Genomic DNA, 18,349 nt, shown 5'->3' on the forward strand with positions numbered 1-18,349 from the left:
TGGCCTGCGCCGCGATCGGGAGTGCAGTCGCCGATCACGGCGCGCTGCGGCAAGGGCGCTGGGTCTACCCGAGCGCACCAACTGCGGCGCGGGCGGCCTCGGCGACGAGAGGGTTGTCGGCTTCGGCGTTCTGCTCGAATTTCGTGGAAAGCACGGCGATGACGAGCGGGGCGCGTCCGGGCGGCCAAGCGATCGCGACGTCGAGCGCGCCGCCGTAAGCGGGGCTGCCGGTCTTGTCGCCGACGGTCCAGTCGGCGGGCAGCGCGGCACGAATGCGTGCGTCCCCCGTCTTGGCGGCGACCAGCCACGACTTCAATTGCGCTCGCTCGGGTTCGGCGAGAATGTCGCCGAGGACGAGGTTGCGGTAATCGGTGGCGAGGGCGGCGGCTGTGGTGGTGTCCCGCTCGTCGCCGGGAATGGCGGTGTTCAACTCGGGCTCCCAGCGGTCCAGGCGGGAGACGGTGTCGCCGATGGACCGCAGGAACGCGGTGAAGCCTTCCGGGCCGCCGAGAAGCTTCAGCAGCAGGTTGCCCGCGGTGTTGTCGGACAGGGTGATCGTGGCATCGCACAGCTCGGCGACGGTCATGCCGGTGTCGACATGTTTCTCGGTCACCGGTGAGTTGAGGACGAGTTCGGACCGGGAATAGTGGATCACCTGATCGAAGTAACCCGTTGCCAGAGGATGGTCGCGCAGGAGGGCCCCGCACGCGAGACCTTTGAACGTGGAGGCGATCGGGAACCTCTCCCCGTCTCGATGGACAACGGTGCGGCCGGTGCCGGTGTCGATCGCATACACACCCAGCCGTGCGGAGTGTGTCGTCTCCATCTCGGCGAACGACGGAATCGTGGCCGCGGGTGTGGTGTTCGAGGCCGCTGGCGTATCGGCGCCGGACCCGCACGCGGCGGTGGCGAGAGACAGCGCGGACACCGCCACAGCGGCGAGGAGCCGGCGACGACCGAGCGGGGCACGGTGAGCAAGAGCAGAAAGGGTCACTGCCGCACCACATCATCCACACCGCCGCCGACGCCAATATCCGGCCCAGGCATGGGCGAGTCGAGTTGGATATCGTCGCAGGCCCGCCCGCGGTTCGGCGCCGGTCGGCGTGCCCGGTGGGACAGCGGAACCGATCTCCGCGAATCCGCTGGTTCAATGACCGCATGGACCTGATCCGCCACCTTCGGTTCTTCGTCTCCATCGCGGAGGAAGGACACTTCGGCAGGGCGGCGGCCGCGCTGGACATGACCCAGCCACCGCTGTCGCAGGGACTCCGTCGGCTCGAACGGCATCTCGGCGTCGACCTCATCCACCGCACCCGGCAGGGGGCCGTGCTCACGTCGGCAGGCCTACAGCTGCTCCCGCGCGCTCGGCTGCTCGTGGACGACGCCGAGCGCCTGCTCGCCGAGTCGCACCGCATCGCGAGTGCCCACGGCGCCGTGCACTGGGGCGCGACCGCGGCGTTGCCCGACCGGGTGGTCACGGCGTGCGTGGGCGCGCTACGCACGGCGGTCGTCCCGGATACCGCGGTGTCCACGACGGTGGGCGCCAGCGTCGACCTGGTCGCCGACGTGCGCTCGGGACTGTGCGACGTCGCCGTGGTCGAGCATCCCGCGCTGGTCGACGGCGTCGAGGTCCGCCCGGTCGTCAGAATTCCGCGGTGGCTCGTGGTGCCGTCGGATCATCGCAGCGCCGGCGCCGAACGCCCCACCTTCCCCATGCTCGCCGGATTGAGTTTCGCCTGCCCACCGCGCGCCGCCAATCCTCCTGCCTTCGACACCATTGTGGATCTGTTGCGCGAGCGGGGCCTGGACGCACCGGCCGTGCCCGCGCCCGACGATCGGGCCGTGTTCGCGGCGGTGGCCGCCGGAACGAGCTTCGGTCTCACCGCCATGCCTCCGTCATCCACGCCCGGCGTGACCTGGATGCGCATCGCGCCGCAGGCGGTCGCCCTGCGAGTTCGCGTCGTCTACCGTCCGGGCGCTGATGCCCATGCCGATGCCGTCGACCGGGTGCTGTATCGGGAGCGCCTGCGATGAGCACCGCCCAGGACAGGATCCGCGCCGTATTCGCGGACGCGGGATGCAGCGGCTGGCTGCACGCCCGCCGGTGCGACGGCTCCGCGACCGAGATCTCCGTGGGCGGCGACGAACGGGTGGTGCTCGCGTCGGTGTACAAATTGCCGCTGTTCGTCGCGTTCTGCCGCCTCGTCGACACTGGACGCATCGATCCTGCTGCCCGGCTGACGGTGGCACCGTCCGATTGCACGCCGGGGCCCACCGGCATCGCCGTCATGCGCGATCCGGTGACCATGAGCCTGCGCGACCTCGCGACGTCGATGATGACCGTCTCGGACAACGCCGCGGCCGATGTCCTGCTCGGCGCGACAGGCCTCGGTGCGGTGGAGGGCCTGCTGGACGATCTCGGCCTCACCCGCACCCGGATCGTGGGCGGCACCGCCGACCTGCACCGCAGCCTCGTCCGCGACACCGACACCCACACCACCGCCGAGGCGTTCGCCGTGCTCGCCGAGAACGACGACGCATGGTCGGTGTCGGCGTACGACCCGGCGTACACGAGCGCGACGACACCGGAGGAAATGACCCGTCTCCTGCGCGCACTGTGGAGCGGCGCGGTGCTGTCCGACGAGCAGACCGAATTCGTCCGCACCGTCATGCGCCACCAAGTCTGGCCGCACCGCGTCACCGCCGGATTCCCCTACCGCAGTGTGTCGGTCGCAGGTAAAACCGGAACAATCGGGGTCATCCGCAACGAGGTAGCGGTCGTCGAATTTCCCGGCGAGCACCCCGTCGCGGTCGCGATATTCACCCGGGCCGCCCGCGCGGACCCGCACCTGCCTGTCGTCGACGCCGCCATCGCCGAAACCGCCCGCATCGCCGTCACAGAACTGCGCCTTCCCTTACCGGGAGGGTGACGTCACGACTCCGCGCACATATCTGTCCGATGTTTCCCGCCGGGTACAGCGGCTGGGTCATCGACAGAAAAGCAGTGCACGATGCGCAAGATCATCGACCGCACCAGGTCGCCCGCAGCTGACGGAGTTGCGGCGTGCGGCGGGACGTCATTCGTGATCAGAAGACAGCACGCCATCGAACGCCGGACTGTTGGACATGGGTAGACGCCCAGCGATTGCGGAGGCACGTCGATGCCGTTAGGTTCATCCCATGAGCTGCACCTTTCCTCATTTGCTGTCGCCGATCGAGCTGGGGAGGGTCAGGCTCCGAAACCGAGTTGTGATGGGCTCCATGCACACTGGCCTGGAAGATCGGGCCTGGCACATCGACCGCCTGGCAGCGTTCTTCGCCGAACGCGCACGCGGCGGAGTGGGGCTGATCGTCACCGGGGGTTACTCCCCCAGCCGCGAGGGATGGCTCTGGCCGTTCGCGTGCGCGATGCTCGACGAGACCGACGCCGAGCGGCACCGGGTGATCACCGAGGCGGTCCACGAAGCGGGCGGCAAGATCGCCCTGCAGATCCTGCACGGTGGACGCGATTCGAACATTCCCACCAATCTGGCGCCCTCCGCGGTGGCGTCGCCGCTCACCGCGTTCGAGCCGCGGGCGTTCACCGAGCAGGAGATCGAGACTACGATCGCCGACCACGTGCGCTGCGCGCGATTGGCGCAGCTTGCCGGATACGACGGCGTGGAGATCATGGGCGGGGAAGGCTTCCTGATCAACCAATTCCTCGCTCCGCGCACCAACACCCGGACCGATCGCTGGGGCGGATCGGCGGCGAACCGGCGGCGTTTCCCGGTGGAGGTCGCCACCCGGACCAGGGCCGCCGTCGGCGAAGACCTACTCATCATGTTCCGGATGTCGCTGGCCGAATTCGTCGAGGACGGACAGACCTTCGCCGAGATCATCGACCTGGCGAAGGAACTGGAAGCCGCCGGGGTGGATGTCATCAACACCGATATCGGCTGGCACGAATCGCGGGTACCGACGATCGTCACGTCGGTGCCGCGGGCCGCGTTCGTCGGATATACCGCGGCGCTCAAGGAGCACATCACGATCCCGGTCTGTGCGTCGAACCGGATCAACATGCCCGAGATCGCCGAGGACATCCTGGCGCGCGGCGACGCGGACCTGATCTCGCTGGCCCGTCCGCTGCTGGCCGACCCGGATTGGGTCAACAAGGCCGCCGAGTCGCGCGTGGACGAGATCAACACCTGCATCGCCTGCAACCAAGCCTGCCTGGACCACACCTTTACCCGGCAGACCGTGTCATGCCTGGTGAATCCCCGCGCCTGCCATGAGACGCTGCTGCAACTGCTGCCCACCAGGCGGGCCAAACGCGTCGCCGTCGTCGGCGCCGGTCCCGCCGGGTTGTCGGCCGCGATCGGACTGGCCGAACGCGGACACCAGGTGGAGCTCTTCGAAGCGGAGAATCGGATCGGTGGCCAGTTCGACCTGGCCCGCCGCATCCCCGGCAAGGAGGAGTTCGACGAGACGATCCGGTACTACCGCCGCAAGCTCGAACTCACCGGCGTCACCGTGCATCTCGACGTCCGCGCCACCGCCGAGCAGCTCGCCGCGGGTGGCTGGGACGAGGTGGTGCTGGCGACCGGCGTGCGTCCCCGCGTTCCCGACATCCTCGGCATCGATCACCCCATGGTGCTGTCGTATCCGGAACTGATCAGGAAGGAAAGGCCCGTCGGCAACCGGGTGGCCGTCATCGGCGCGGGCGGAATCGGTTTCGATGTCAGCGAATTCCTCACCGCGAACCACCACACCACGCTCGCACTCGATCAATGGCGCGACGAGTGGGGTGTCACCGATGACATCCACGCTCCCGGCCAGCTGCGCACTCGTCGGCCCGCCCGGGCTATCCGAGAAGTGACCCTGCTGCAACGCAAGTCGGGTCCCTTCGGACTGACCTTGGGGAAGACGACCGGTTGGATCCATCGCGCCGCGCTGGAGGCGCGCGGTGTCGAGCAGATCGGCGGCGTCAACTACGAGCGGATCGACGATCGGGGGCTGCACCTCAGCTTCGGCCCGCAACGTCTGGGCGGCCGGGTGATCGAAGTCGACAACGTGGTGGTGTGCACGGGCCAGGAATCGGTCCGCGACCTGAAGGACCAGCTCGAATCACGGGGTGTTCGGGTGCATCTCATCGGCGGCGCCGACGAAGCGAAGGAACTCGACGCCAAACGCGCCATCCAGCAGGGTACCCAGCTCGCGGCCGAACTCTGATCGTGGACGGTGGGCCCGGGGCTCGATCCCCCGGGCCCCCCGGGCTTCACGTGTTTCCGCCGCCCATCCGCACGAATGTGGCGGTGGCTGTGGCATAGACCTTGCCGTTGGCGTCGATGAGGCGGCCTTCGGCGGTCGCCGTCGTCCGGCCGACGTGCACCGCCTCCGCGACCGCCCGCAACGGCCCCTGGGTGTGCGAGACCCCGCGCACCAGGTTGGTGTTCATGCTCACGGTTGTGAGCATGGACTTGTCCTCCACCGACAGCTGGACCGCGCCCCACATCGCGACGTCGAGCACGGTGCCGACGACGCCGCCACCGACCACGCCGAGGAAGTTCACGTGGCGCTCGTCCGGTGTGAGACTCAGGGTCATCCGCCCCGGCTCCGCGTCGAGCACCTCGATATTGAGCAGCTTGGCCAGCGGCGGCAGTTTCAGTTCACCGGTGCGAATGCGCTCGACGAGTTCGTCCCGCGTGAGCTGGATCATGCCGAGTACGGCGATGCCGGGATCGTCCCACTCCAGGTGCAGCGAGCGTACGCCATCGGTCACTGCGATCGTCGATACGTGGTCTTGTGCCATGAGCTTCCTCTACTTTCCGGTGATCTGCTGGTCGATGAGAGCGAACAGTTCGTCCGCGGTCGCGGCCGCCTCGACGGCATCGCGGCCATGAGCACCGACGGAATCGGAATCGGAATCGGGTCCGTCCACGGCCTCGGTCAGTGTCGCGCGGATCCGCTCGGCCAGCCGCGCCTTGTCCTCCTCGGACGGCAGCGTCGCGAACAACGCGGTGAGCGCGGCGATCTGGTCGTCGATCGCCGAGCTGGTCGAGGTGTCCTCCCATTGCGACCGCAGCAGTTTCGCCACCGCACTCACCGTCGGGTAGTTGAACACCAGCGTCGACGGCAGCCGCGTACCCGTGCCCTCCGACAACCGATTCCGTAGCTCGACGCCACCCAGTGAATCGAAACCCATCTCCTGGAACGGGGTTTCGGGATCGATGGCAGCCGCGGACTGGAATCCCAGCACCGCCGCGGCGTGTTCGCGAACGAATCCGAGTACCAACGCATCGCGTTCGTCCTCCGGTGCGGCGGCGAGCCGGTCGGCCAGCAGCCCGCCCCGGCCGCTTCCGCTCGTGACCCGTCGCGCGCGGCTGGGCACCAGGTCGCTCAGCACCTCGGGCAGCAGGCCGGCGCGTGCCTGCGCCGCCAGGGCGGGCTTGTCGAATTCCACGCAGGCGGCAACGGCCGCGTCCATGGCGACCGCGGCATCGAACAACGCCGTCCCGTCGGCGTCACCGAGGATCCGCAGACCCATCCGCTCCAGCCGCGCCAGCGCGGCGCGGTCCATCTCGCCGGTCATGCCGGTGCCCTGGTTCCACAGTCCCCAGGCGACCGACAGGGCGGGCAATCCTTGCGCACGGCGGGCGTGCGCGAGCCCGTCGAGGAACGCGTTGGCGGCCGCGTAGTTGCCCTGCCCGGGTGATCCGAGGATCGCCGCGGCCGAGGAGAATACGACGAACGCGGCCAGATCGTGCCCTCGGGTGAGCTCGTCCAGGATCAGCGCCCCGTCGACCTTGGGCACGAGCACGCGCTCGATCTGTCGTTCGGTCATCGTCTCGATAGTGGCGTCGTCGATCAAGCCGGCGGAGTGGACCACCGCCGTCAAAGGATGCTCGTTCTCGATCGACTCGAGCACGGTCGCCATGCCGGCGCGATCGGCCACGTCGCACGCGGCGACCCGGATCCGCGCGCCGAGCCGTTCCAGCTCGGCGACCAGCTCCGCGACCCCATCGGCCGCGGCACCACGACGCGACACCAGCAGCAGGTGTCCGACGCCGTGTGCGGCCACCAGGTGCCGCGCGATCACCGCACCCAACCCGCTCGTCCCGCCGGTGATCAGGACCGTGCCGTTGCCGAAAGCGCCTGTGTGGCCCGGTTTTGCGGCGGGTAGGTCACCATAGGACAGGCGCGGCAGGTGTGCCTCTCCGGCGCGGACCGTCACTTGGGCGTGCCCTGATCGGATCACGCCGAGCACCGTGTCGGCGTCCAGGTCGCCGTCGTGATCCAGGAGCACGATCCGACCCGGTTGTTCCGATTGCGCGCTACGGACCAGGCCGGTCACCGCGGCAGCGGTCAGATCGACCGGCTCGCCGTCCAAGCCCGTCGCCCGGCGGGTCGCCACCACGAGGCGGGTGTCCGCCAGCCGCTCGGTGGACAGCCACGACCGCAACAATTCCCAGGCCCGCAGGGTCGCATGCCGGACTGCCCGGGCACGTCCGTCGAGCACGGAATCACCGGGCCGGTCCAGCTCGGCCGAGGGCAACTCGCCCAGCGACCAGACGACCACAGCCGGAACTTCTTCGGCCGCCGCCACTTCCGCCACATCGGCGTAGTGCGCATCGACGCCGGACACCCGCACCCGCCCCATCGTCGCGGTCACGCCCGCGGGCGCGGCAGGCAACGCAGGGAGTTCCGAGCGCATCCAGCGTAGGCGCAGGGGCGCCGCACCCTGCGCGGCGTTCGCCGCGGTCAACGCGTCGGCGGCGATCGGACGGGCGGTGACCGCATCGATGCGCGCCACGAGCGCGCCGGTGTCGTCGGCGATGTCGATCTCGGCCCGTCCTTCGGCGTCCCGGACGACGCGGACACGCACCGCGGTGACGCCGGGTCGCCACAACCGCACACCGGCGAACGAGAAGGGCAACAGCACTTGCTCGGCGGGCAGGCCTTCGATCAGATCGTCGAGCGCCACATGCAAGCATGCGTCCAGCAGCGCCGGATGGATGCCGAACGCGGCTGCCGCGACGCTTGCGGATTCGTCGAGGGAGACCTCGGCGAAGGTCTGCTCGCCGCGAGTCCACAGCGCGGTCACGCCCTGGAAACCGGGACCGTAGTCGAAGCCACGCTCCGCCAGCCGGTCGTAGAGCGAGCCCTCCGATGGCTCGGCGCCGGAGGGCGGCCACACCGGTTCGCTCCACACCGGCGCCGGATCGTCGGCGGCGATCAACACCCCACTGGCGTGCTGCACCCACGCGCCCGCGCCCGCCGAGTCCCGCTCCGCGGCGCGGGAGTGGACGGCGAAGCTCCGTCGCCCTTGCTCGTCCTGCGCGCCGACGCTCAATTGCAGATCGGTCTCGGCGCCCGCGGTGAGCAGCAGCGGGGCTTGCAACAACAGTTCGTCGACGTCCCCCGCGTCCAGATGCGCGCCCGCGGCCAGCGCCATCTCCGCGAAAGCCGTCGCGGGAAGCAACACCGAGCCGAAGACCGCGTGGTCGCCGATCCACGGCTGGGTGCGCATGGAGCACCGGCCGGTGAACAACCACTCGTCCTTCCCGGCCAGCGGCACCGCGCTGGTCAGCAATGGATGCCCGAACGAGCCCGCCACGGCCTCGGGAGCGGGCTGTACCCAGTAGCGGCGGCGCTGGAACGCGTATGTCGGCAGTGTCACCCGTAGGTCTCCTCCGGGCAGCAGCGACCGCAGGTCCACCGGTACGCCGGCCGCGAAGGACTGGCCGAGGAGGGTGACGAACTGTGTCACCTCGTCGACCGAGCGGCGAGACGAGGCGGCGACCATCGACTTCGCCGCTATTTCGGGACGCTCGGCCAGGCATTCTCCGGTCATCGCGGTGAGCGCCGCGTCCGGTCCGACCTCGACGAAACGCCGCACCCCGGAGTCGAGGAGACTGCGCACCCCGGGAGCGAAGCGCACACAGCTGCGCACCTGCGCCACCCAGTAGCCCGGATCGCGCACTTCGTCGCCGACTGGTGCGCCGGATACGTTGGACACGATCGGCACGGTGGGCTCGCCATAGGTCAGACCCTCGGCCACCGCACGGAATTCCTCGAGGATGGGCTCCATCAGCATCGAATGAGACGCATGCGAGATTCGCAGCACGGTGTTCTTCCGGCCCGCCTCGGTCAGCCGCCGCTGCATCTCAGCGACGGCATCGGCGTAGCCGGAGAACACCACCGACTCCGGACCGTTCACCGCCCCCAGCGCGAGCCGGTCGCCGAGACCGGTCAGCAGTTCCTCCGCTTCCGTCTCCGACACCGCGGCCGCCAGCATCGCCCCGCCCGCGGGAGCCGCTCCCATCAACCGTCCCCGCGCCGCCACCAGCACACAGGCGTCGGCGAGCGACCAGACCCCGGACACATACGCCGCGACGAGTTCGCCGAGCGAGTGACCCGTGAGCACATCCGGTAGGAGACCGTACGACTCCAGCAGCCGGAACATCGCAACCTCGAACGCGAACAACGCGGGCTGCATCCAGTCCATCCGGTCCAATACCCCGGCCTCGTCGGTGAACATCACCTCCCGCAGCGAACCCCCGAGATGCCGGTCGAACTCCGCACACACCTCGTCCAGCACGGTCGCGAAGACCGGGAACGCCCGGTATAGGCCCGCGCCCATGCCGACTCGTTGCGCACCACCACCGGTGAACAGGAAAGCCGTCGTACCCGCCACCACCTCTGTCTCGACCGCGTGCGGGGACGCCGCCCCCGCCGCCAGCGCGGCCAGCCCGGCGAGCAGTTCCTGCCGATCGCCGCCGACGACCACAGCGCGGCGATCCAGTAGCGCCCGTGAGTCGAGCAGCGCACGCGCCACCCGCCACGACTCGATATCCGGCGCACCGGCCAGCCAGGAGCGCAACCGTTCGGCCTGACCGCGCAGGGCTTCCGCGGATCTCGCCGAGACCACGAGCGGCACCGCGGCGACCGCGGCGCCTGCCGCCGGATCGGGGTTCCCCGTCGTACGCACGTCACGCGCGGCCAGCGGCGCTTCCTCGAGGATCACATGCGCGTTCGTACCGCTGATCCCGAACGACGACACCCCCGCGCGACGTACCCGGCTGCCGGAGTTCCACGGCTCGGCTTCGGTCAGCACCCGCACCGATCCGGCCGTCCAGTCGACATGCGGGGAGAGTTCGTCCGCATGCAGGGATTTGGGCAGCATTTCATGGCGCAGGGCCTGCACCATCTTGATGACGCCGCCCACACCGGCCGCCGCCTGGCTGTGCCCGATATTGGATTTGAGTGAACCGACACGCAGCGGGCGATCCGGGCGGCCCTGCCCGTAAGTGGCGAGCAATGCCTGCGCCTCGATCGGGTCGCCCAGTGTCGTTCCGGTCCCGTGCGCTTCCACCGCGTCCACGTCCGACGGGCCGAGCCCGGCATCGGCCAGCGCCGCCGCGATCACCCGCTCCTGCGACGGACCGTTCGGCGCGGTGAGACCGTTGCTGGCGCCGTCCTGGTTCACCGCGCTGCCGCGCACCACCGCGAGCACGTTGTGCCCGAGCCGGCGGGCGTCCGAGAGCCGTTCGACCACCAGGACGGCCGCACCCTCCGCCCAGGCCACCCCGTCGGCGGCGCTGGAGAACGATTTGCACCGCCCGTCCGGGGCCAGGCCGCGTTGCCGGGAGAATTCGACGAACACCGTGGGGGTGGCCATCACCGTCGCACCGCCTACCAGGGCGAGCGAACTCTCTCCCTGCCGCAGCGCCCGGCACGCCACATGCAGTGCCACCAGCGAGGAGGAGCACGCCGTATCCACCGTCATCGCGGGGCCTTCCAGGCCCAGTGAATAGGCGATGCGCCCCGAGACGACGCTCGCAGCCGAGCCGGTCCCCACGTAGCCTTCGGCCTCGGGCCCGGCCTTGCGGGTCAAGACCTCGTAGTCCTGATACATCACCCCCGTGTAGACGCCGGTGTCGGTACCCCGCAGCGACGTCGGATCGATCCCCGCGTGCTCGAGCGCTTCCCACGACACCTCCAGCAGCAAACGCTGCTGCGGGTCCATCGCATTCGCCTCCCGCGGACCGATTCCGAAGAATCCGGCGTCGAAATCGGCCACACCGGTGACGAATCCGCCCTCTTTGGCGTAGGAGGTTCCGCTGTGCTCGGGATCCGGATGGATCAGACGATCGAGATCCCAGCCGCGATCCGACGGGAACTCGGAGATGGCGTCGGTTCCCGATGCCACCAGATCCCACAGATCGTCCGGAGACGCCACACCGCCGGGATACCGGCAGGCCATACCGACGATCGCGATCGGTTCGTCGGCTCGCGTGCGCCGTTGCGTCTGGCGAACCCCCGGCCCGGCACCGTCGATCCGGGAACGCAGCAGTCGAGCGACGGCCGCCGAGGTCGGATGATCGAAGGCGAGGGTCGACGGAAGACGCAGACCGGTGGCCTTGGTGAGACGGTTGCGCAGATCCACCGCGCCGAGCGAATCGAATCCCAGTTCGTTGAACGGCTTGTCGGCCTCGATCAGGTCGCCCGTGGCGTGTCCCAACACCCCGGCGACCTGATGGCGCACGAAATCCAGCACGATCGCGTCGTGCCGGTCCGGCGGTACCGATGCGAGCCGCGCCGCCAGATCGCCGCCACCGCCCTCGGCGCGGCGCGGTACCGATACCAACGAACGCAGCAGCCGCGGCAGCAAACCCGCGCGGGCCTGCGCGGACAATGCCGCGGTGTCGAAGTCCACGGCGGCGACCAGCGGCGTGTCCGCGCCGGTGGCTCGGTCGAACAGCGCGATCCCGTCGGCCTCGGTCAGTGGCCGGAAGCCCATGCGCGCCAAGCGGTCCAGGCTCGCGCGCCCCAGTTCGGCGGTCATCCCGCCGTTCTGGCTCCACGGGCCCCAGGCCACCGACACCGCGGGCAGACCCGCCGCGGCGCGGCGCCGGGCCAGCGCGTCCAGCGCCGAGTTCGCGGCGGCGTAGTTGCCCTGGCCCGCCGAGCCCAAGACGGCAGCGATCGACGAGAACAGGATGAACGCCGAGAGGTTCCGGTCACGGGTGAGTTCGTCCAGGTGGAGTGCGGCGTCGACCTTCGGCGCGAATACCCGCTCGATCCGGTCGGGCGTGAGTGCGTCGAGAGTCGCGTCGTCCAAGATGCCCGCGGCGTGGACGACGGCGGTCAGCTCGGGGCCTTCGGCCAGCTGGTCGAGCAGGGCACCTACCGCGGCGCGGTCACCGACGTCACAGGCCAGCACCCGTGCTCGCGCACCGAGTACGGCGAGTTCGGCCACCAGTTCACGCACACCGTCGGCTCGTTCGCCGCGCCGTGAAACCAGTACCAGGTCGCGCACCCCGTGCGTGGCGGCCAGGTGCCGGGCCACGAGGGCGCCCAATCCACCGGTACCGCCGGTGATCAACACGGTGCCCGGACCCATGGTGACGGCTGAGCCGGACACGTCGTCCCGCCGGGCGAGCCGGGGCGCGAGCAGTTCGCCCGCACGGGCCGCCAGCTGCGGCTCATCGGTCGCGAGGGCGGCCGAGATCAGCTCGGGCCCGACCAGCACGTCGCTTTCGGCGTCCACCAGGACGATGCGGCCGGGATGCTCCGATTGCGCGCTGCGCAGCAAACCCCAGGTCGCCGCGGCGGCCAGGTCCGGGTCCTCGCCGCCCAGCCCGGCGCCGTTGCGGGTGACCACGACCAGCTGGGTGTCGCCGGACTCGAATAGGCGCAACCAGGACTGCACCGCTGCCAGCGCGGCGTTCACGCTCCGGCGCACCCTGTCGGCCTCGGCACGGTCCGTGTGCCCGGGTCCGGGCTCGGCGAACCACACGACCGCGTCGGCATGCGCTCGAGCGTTCGAGCCCGGGGCGTCGGTCCCGGCGGCCGCTACCAGCGCGGCCATATCCGAATGATTTTCGTCGAAAGCGGACTGCGATGGTCCGCCGACCGCGGTCAGCCGCACCGCGCCGGATCGCGCGTCTGATTCCACCGCGGCCCAGTGCATGTCGTAGAGACCGTGCGGCCCGGCGGAGCGCGCGTTATGCACCGCGTCGCTGTCGACCGGCCGCGCCTGCAGCGCATCGACCGTCAGCAGCACCGCGTCCGCATCGTCGCGGAGTTCGACCCGCACCCCCTCGGCGCCCGTCCGCTGGATCCGCGCCCGCGCCGCGCTCGCACCACCGCGGTACAACCGCACGCCGGTGAAGGAGAACGGCAGCGGCGCCTGGTGCGCGGCCGAATCAGCGGCCAATTCGTCGACGGCGGTGTGCAGCGCGGCATCCAGCAAGGCTGGGTGCACGCCGAAACGGGAAGCGTCCGACGTCATCTCGCCGAGCCGCACCTCGGCCAGGACGGCGTCGCCGCGACGCCGGAATCGGCGCACGCCCTGGAACGCGGGCCCGTAGTCGAGACCACGCGCGGCCAGTTGGCGGTACAGCGCGTCTCCGGTCGTCGCGTCCTCGTCCAGAGACAATCCGTCCGTACCGGCGGACACCGTCGCGTCCCCCGTATCGGGAGCGAGCACACCGCGCGCGTGCGTGGATCCGGCGGTCCGGTCACCTACTGCCCGCGACGCGATGACGAAACTTCTGCGCCCGGTGTCATCGGGCGATTCGACGCTGATCTGGATATCGACCTCGGTCCCCTCGTCCAACCGCAGCGGCGCTTCGAGCACCAGTTCGTCGACCGTCCCGGCATCCAGTCGCGCGCCGACCGCCAACGCCAACTCCACGAACGCGGCTCCCGGCAACAGCACCGTGCCGAACACCGTGTGGTCGGCCAGCCACGGCTGCGACACCGTGGACAGGCGGCCGGTGAACAGCCACTCGTCGGTACCGGCCAGGGCCAGCGCAGCGCCGAGCAGCGGATGGTCCATCGCCGTCAGTCCGGCGCGGCCCACGTCGCCGATACCGTCGGCCGGGGGCAACCAGTACCGCTGACGCTGGAAGGCGTAAGGAGGCAACGGCACTCGGCGTGGCGGCTGACCGGTGAACACCGGTCGCCAATCCACGTCGACGCCCGCGGCGTGGGCGGCCGCCAGGAAAGCGGTGAACTGCCCGACCTCGTCCGCCCCACGTCGCGCGGCGGCGACCACCGTGCAGCGGGCCTCGATGTCGGGTTGTTCGGCCAGACACTCCCGGGTCATCGCGGCCAGCACCGTGTCGGGACCGATTTCCAGAAAGCGCCGGACCCCGCTCGCGGCCAGCGCCCGGACTCCCGGGGCGAACCGCACCGCCGCCCGGACATTACGGACCCAGTACTCCGGATCGGTCAGCTCGTCACCGGCTGGTGCGCCCGAAACATTCGAGACGATCGGGATCGTCGGCTGCCGATAGGTCACACCGCGAGCCACGGCCCGGAACTCGGCCAGCATCGGTTCCATCCGCGCCGAATGGAAGGCATGGCTGACGCGCAGCCGGTTCGTCCGGCGACCCTGGTCACCGAAGAGCCGCTCGACCTCGGCGACAGCGTCGGCGTCACCGGACAGCACCACGGACGAGGGACCGTTCACCGCGGCCACGGACACCCGGCCGAGGTATCCATCGAGCGCGGCGGCTGCTTTCTCCTCCGACACCGCCACGGCCAGCATCGCGCCGCCCGCGGGCAGTCCGCCCATCAGCCGCCCCCGCGCCGCCACCAGCGCACACGCGTCGGGCAACGACCACACACCGGCGACATACGCCGCCGCGAGTTCACCGATGGAATGGCCGAGCAGCGCATCCGGTGTCAGGCCGAATGATTCGACGAGCCGGTACAACGCCACCTCGAAGGCGAACAGGGCGGGTTGGGTGAACTCGGTTCGATCGAGCGGTCCCGGCGCGCTGTCGCCGGCCGGCGCTTCTGTGCGGATCAGGTCCTTCAACGACCGTCCGAGCAGCGGATCGAACTCGGCACACACCCTGTCCAGTTCCGCGGCGAACACCGGGAACGCGTCGTACAGTTCTCGCCCCATCCCGGCGCGTTGCGCACCCTGGCCGGTGAACAGCAACGCCGTGCGCCCCGAGCCCGCGCGACCCTCGGCCACGCCCGGCGCGGAACGCCCCTCGGCGAGTGCCGCCAAACCGGCCAGGAGTTCGTCCCGGTCGCGGCCGACGACCGCGCCGCGCCACTCCAGCCGGGCGCGGGAGGTGAGCAGCGAATGCGCGATATCCCGCGGGTCCGCCTCCGGATCGTCCCCCATCCACCGCCGCAGGCGATCCGCCTGTGCCCGCAGGGCCGCGCCGGAAGCCGCCGACAACAGCAACGGAATCGTTTCCACCGAGGGGTGATTCGACCCGGCCTGCTCCGTGGGAGCAGGCTCGGAGTCTGCCTCGGCGGCAGCGGACTCGGCGGGAGCTTCCTCGAGGACGACGTGGGCGTTGGTGCCGCTGGCGCCGAATGAGGACACGCCGGCGCGGCGAATTCTCGCACCGGCGGGCCACGGCTCGCTGTCCTTCAGCAGCCGCACCGTACCCGCCGACCAGTCCACATGGGGAGTCGGCGCGTCGATGTGCAGGGTCTTCGGCAGCACTTCGTGCCGCATGGCCTGCACCATCTTGATCACTCCCCCGACACCCGCCGCGGCCGAAGTGTGACCGATATTGGATTTCAGCGACCCCAGACGCAAGGGCACGTCGGTCTGCCGGGCGCCGTAGGCGTTGATCAGGGCCCGGGCCTCGATCGGATCGCCCAACATGGTGCCCGTGCCGTGCGCCTCCACCGCGTCGACATCCGCCGGCTCCAGGCCCGCGTCGCGCAACGCCTGCCCGATAACGGCTTCCTGCGACGGTCCGTTCGGAGCGGTCAGCCCGTTGCTCGCGCCGTCCTGATTGATGGCGCTGCCGCGGACGACCGCCAGGACAGTGTGCCCGAGCCGCCGTGCGTCGGAGAGCCGTTCGAGTACCAGCACGCCGAGCCCCTCGGAGAAACCCGTCCCGTTGGCCGCCGCGGCGAACGCCCGGCACCGGCCGTCGGGTGAGAGGGCGCGCTGGCGCGCGAACGCGATGAGCAGGGACGGGTCCGACATCACGGTGACCCCGCCCGCCAGGGCGAGGGTGGCGTCACCGTTGCGCAGCGCCCGGCACGCGAGATGCAGGGCGACCAGCGACGACGAGCATGCCGTGTCGATCGAGACGGCCGGACCCTCCAGCCCGAGGGTGTAGGCGATCCGGCCCGACAGCACACTGTTGGAAGTGCCGAGATAGACATGGCCTTCCGTTTCGGCCGTGATATCCGGGGAGCCGACGCGGGGCCCGTAGTTCTGGTGGGCCACCCCGGCGAAAACGCCGGTATCGCTGCCGCGTAGCGATACCGGGTCGATGCCGGCGTCTTCCAGTGCCTCCCAGGCCGCCTCGAGCATCAGACGCTGCTGTGGGTCCATCGCGGCGGCCTCGCGCGGGCTGATGCCGAAGAAACCCGCGTCGAAGTCGGCTACCGAATCGAGGAATCCGCCCTCCCGCGTGTAGATCGTCCCCGGTACGTCCGGATCGGGATCGAACAACCGCTCCAGGTCCCAGCCACGGTCGGAGGGATACCCTCCGACGGCGTCCACGCCCTCGGCGGCGACGCGCCACAAATCCTCGGGTGAACGAACTCCGCCGGGGTACCGGCAGGCCATGCCGACGATGGCGATGGGTTCCCGCGTTCGATCGGTGAGTTCACGCAGGTGTTGTTTGGTCTCGTAGAGCTCCTTCGCGGTCTTCTTGAGGTAGCGGCGTAGCTCGTCGGTGTCGGCCATCGGTGGGGCTCCTGATCCTGCAAGTTCAGCTGAGGTTGTCGATGAACTCGAAGAGTTCGTCATCGTCGGCGGTGTCGAGGTGGTCGGCGTCGCCACCCGGATCGGCATCCCCGGCGTCCCTGCCTTCGAGTTCGCGCAGCAGGGCGGACAATGTGGTCGCCAGTGACGACCGGTCGGCGGCGGATAGGTCGGCGGAGGCGAAACTGCGGGCCAGCGCTTCGACGTCGGCCGCGATCCGTTTCGCGGGGTCCTCCACCGGAGCGATCTCCTGCCGGAGGTAGCCGGCCAGATCCATCGGAGTCGGGTAGTCGAACATCGCTGTCGCGGGAACCTGAACGCCGACGGCCGATTTCAACCGGTTGCGGAATTCCATGACACCGAGTGAGTCGAATCCGATATCGCTGAACGGTTTGTCGGCGGCGATGGTCTCGGCGTCGCCGCCGAGAACCGCCGCGGCCTCGCCGCGAATCAGATCGAGGACGATACGGTCCTGCTCGGTGGTCGACAGGCCCGCCAGGCGGTGCACCGGTTGGGGCGATCCACCCAGCGCGGTCTCGGCTCGGCGCCGGGTGGGTCCCAGCAGGTCGCGCATGATCGGACGCGGGTCGTGATCGCCGCTGTCCGTGAGCGCGGATCGGTCGATGCGGGCCGCGACGAACGCCGCCCTGCCGTCGGCCACCGCGGCGTCGAACAGCGCCATACCCTCCCGCTCGCCCAGCGGCGGGAAGCCCTCCCGCCGCAACCGAGCGAAGTCGGCGTCATCGAGCGCCCGCGTCATGCCGGTGTTCTGCTGCCACGGCCCCCAGGCCATGGAAATCGCGGGTAAGCCGGTCACGTGCCGGTGGTGTGCCAGCGCGTCGAGGAACGTATTGGCCGCGGCGTAATTGGCCTGGCCCGCGTTGCCGATCACGCCCGCGATCGAGGAGTACAGCACGAACATCGACAGATCCAGATGCCGTGTCGCCTCGTGCAGGTTCCACGCCGCGTCCACCTTCGGCCGCAACACCTGCTCGATCCGCTCCGCCGTCATGTTCTCCAGAAGTGCGTCGGCCAGCACCCCGGCCAGATGGATGACACCGGTCAACGGATACTCCGGCGGGATCGCCGCCAGGACCGCATCCACCGAGGCTCGGTCGGCCGCGTCACAGGCGACCACGTCCACGTGCGCGCCCAAGGCGACGAGTTCAGCACTCAACTCCTCGGCCCCAGGTGCATCCCGGCCGCGTCGGCTGGTCAATATCAGTCTGCGCACGCCGTACTCGGTGACCAGATGCCGAGCGGCCAACGCACCCAATCCTCCGGTGCCACCGGTGATCAGCACCGTGCCCTCAGGCGACAGCGGCGTCGGCACGGTGAGCACGTTCTTCCCGATATGCCGCGCCTGACTCATGAACCGCAACGCCTCGGGCACATCCCGTATGTCCCATGCGGTGAGTGGAGACGCGGTGAGCACACCCGCCTCGAAGAGATCGACAACACGAGTCAGAATCTCGTGGAGCCGATCGGGCTCTACATCCATGAGCATGAAACCGCGGTAGGTGACGCCCGGGTGTTCGGCGGCTACTTGCTGGGGGTCGCGGCGATCCAGCAACCCCATCTCCACGAACCGTCCACCCGGCCGCAGCAACCGCAGCGAGGCATCCACGAATTCCCCCGCCAGCGAATCCAGCACCACATCCACAC

At 69.8% G+C, this 18,349-nt stretch carries 7 protein-coding genes; 3 read left to right on the forward strand and 4 right to left on the reverse strand.

Annotated elements, in window-relative coordinates:
* Positions 1-64: 64 nt before the first annotated feature.
* Positions 65-994 (reverse strand): class A beta-lactamase, encoded by a 930-nt coding sequence (gene bla / locus GVY39_RS24645; protein WP_159928434.1) that lies wholly within the window; start codon positions 992-994, stop codon positions 65-67.
* Between the two features lie 164 nt (positions 995-1,158).
* On the opposite strand from bla, the gene GVY39_RS24650 reads away from it, so the two are divergent.
* From GVY39_RS24650 to GVY39_RS24660, 3 genes are all read left to right on the forward strand, one after another.
* Positions 1,159-2,034, forward strand: a complete 876-nt coding sequence (locus GVY39_RS24650; protein WP_159928432.1) for a LysR family transcriptional regulator — start codon at positions 1,159-1,161, stop codon at positions 2,032-2,034.
* A complete protein-coding gene (locus GVY39_RS24655; RefSeq protein WP_159928430.1) occupies positions 2,031-2,930 on the forward strand; it encodes a serine hydrolase in 900 nt (299 codons plus the stop codon). The genes GVY39_RS24650 and GVY39_RS24655 overlap by 4 nt, the downstream gene beginning before the upstream one ends.
* A 250-nt stretch (positions 2,931-3,180) precedes the next feature.
* Entirely contained in the window at positions 3,181-5,211 is a 2,031-nt protein-coding gene (locus tag GVY39_RS24660; protein ID WP_159928428.1) for an NADPH-dependent 2,4-dienoyl-CoA reductase, read from the forward strand.
* Between the two features lie 46 nt (positions 5,212-5,257).
* Here GVY39_RS24660 and GVY39_RS24665 read toward each other — a convergent pair whose 3' ends face one another.
* The 3 genes from GVY39_RS24665 to GVY39_RS24675 all read right to left on the reverse strand — a co-directional run.
* Positions 5,258-5,761 carry a PaaI family thioesterase gene (locus tag GVY39_RS24665; protein ID WP_159928426.1) on the reverse strand — a complete coding sequence of 168 codons (504 nt, stop codon included), beginning with the start codon at positions 5,759-5,761 and terminating at the stop codon, positions 5,258-5,260.
* A 39-nt stretch (positions 5,762-5,800) separates the two neighbouring features.
* Positions 5,801-16,666: a type I polyketide synthase gene (locus GVY39_RS24670; RefSeq protein WP_159928424.1), complete on the reverse strand. Its 10,866-nt coding sequence runs from the start codon at positions 16,664-16,666 to the stop codon at positions 5,801-5,803.
* A 25-nt stretch (positions 16,667-16,691) separates the two neighbouring features.
* Positions 16,692-18,349, reverse strand: a 1,658-nt coding sequence (locus GVY39_RS24675) for an SDR family NAD(P)-dependent oxidoreductase (protein ID WP_159928422.1), incomplete at its 5' end; no start/stop codon positions are given.

The sequence above is a fragment of the Nocardia sp. CY15 genome (assembly GCF_009829295.1).
GTDB lineage: Bacteria > Actinomycetota > Actinomycetes > Mycobacteriales > Mycobacteriaceae > Nocardia > Nocardia sputi.

Bases quoted from the DNA above. Each gene is read 5' to 3' on its own strand.
- GVY39_RS24650 (WP_159928432.1), top strand. From the start codon at position 1,159: ATGGACCTGATCCGCCACCTTCGGTTCTTCGTCTCCATCGCGGAGGAA.
- GVY39_RS24655 (WP_159928430.1), top strand. From the start codon at position 2,031: ATGAGCACCGCCCAGGACAGGATCCGCGCCGTATTCGCGGACGCGGGA.
- GVY39_RS24660 (WP_159928428.1), top strand. From the start codon at position 3,181: ATGAGCTGCACCTTTCCTCATTTGCTGTCGCCGATCGAGCTGGGGAGG.
- GVY39_RS24670 (WP_159928424.1), bottom strand. From the start codon at position 16,666: ATGGCCGACACCGACGAGCTACGCCGCTACCTCAAGAAGACCGCGAAG.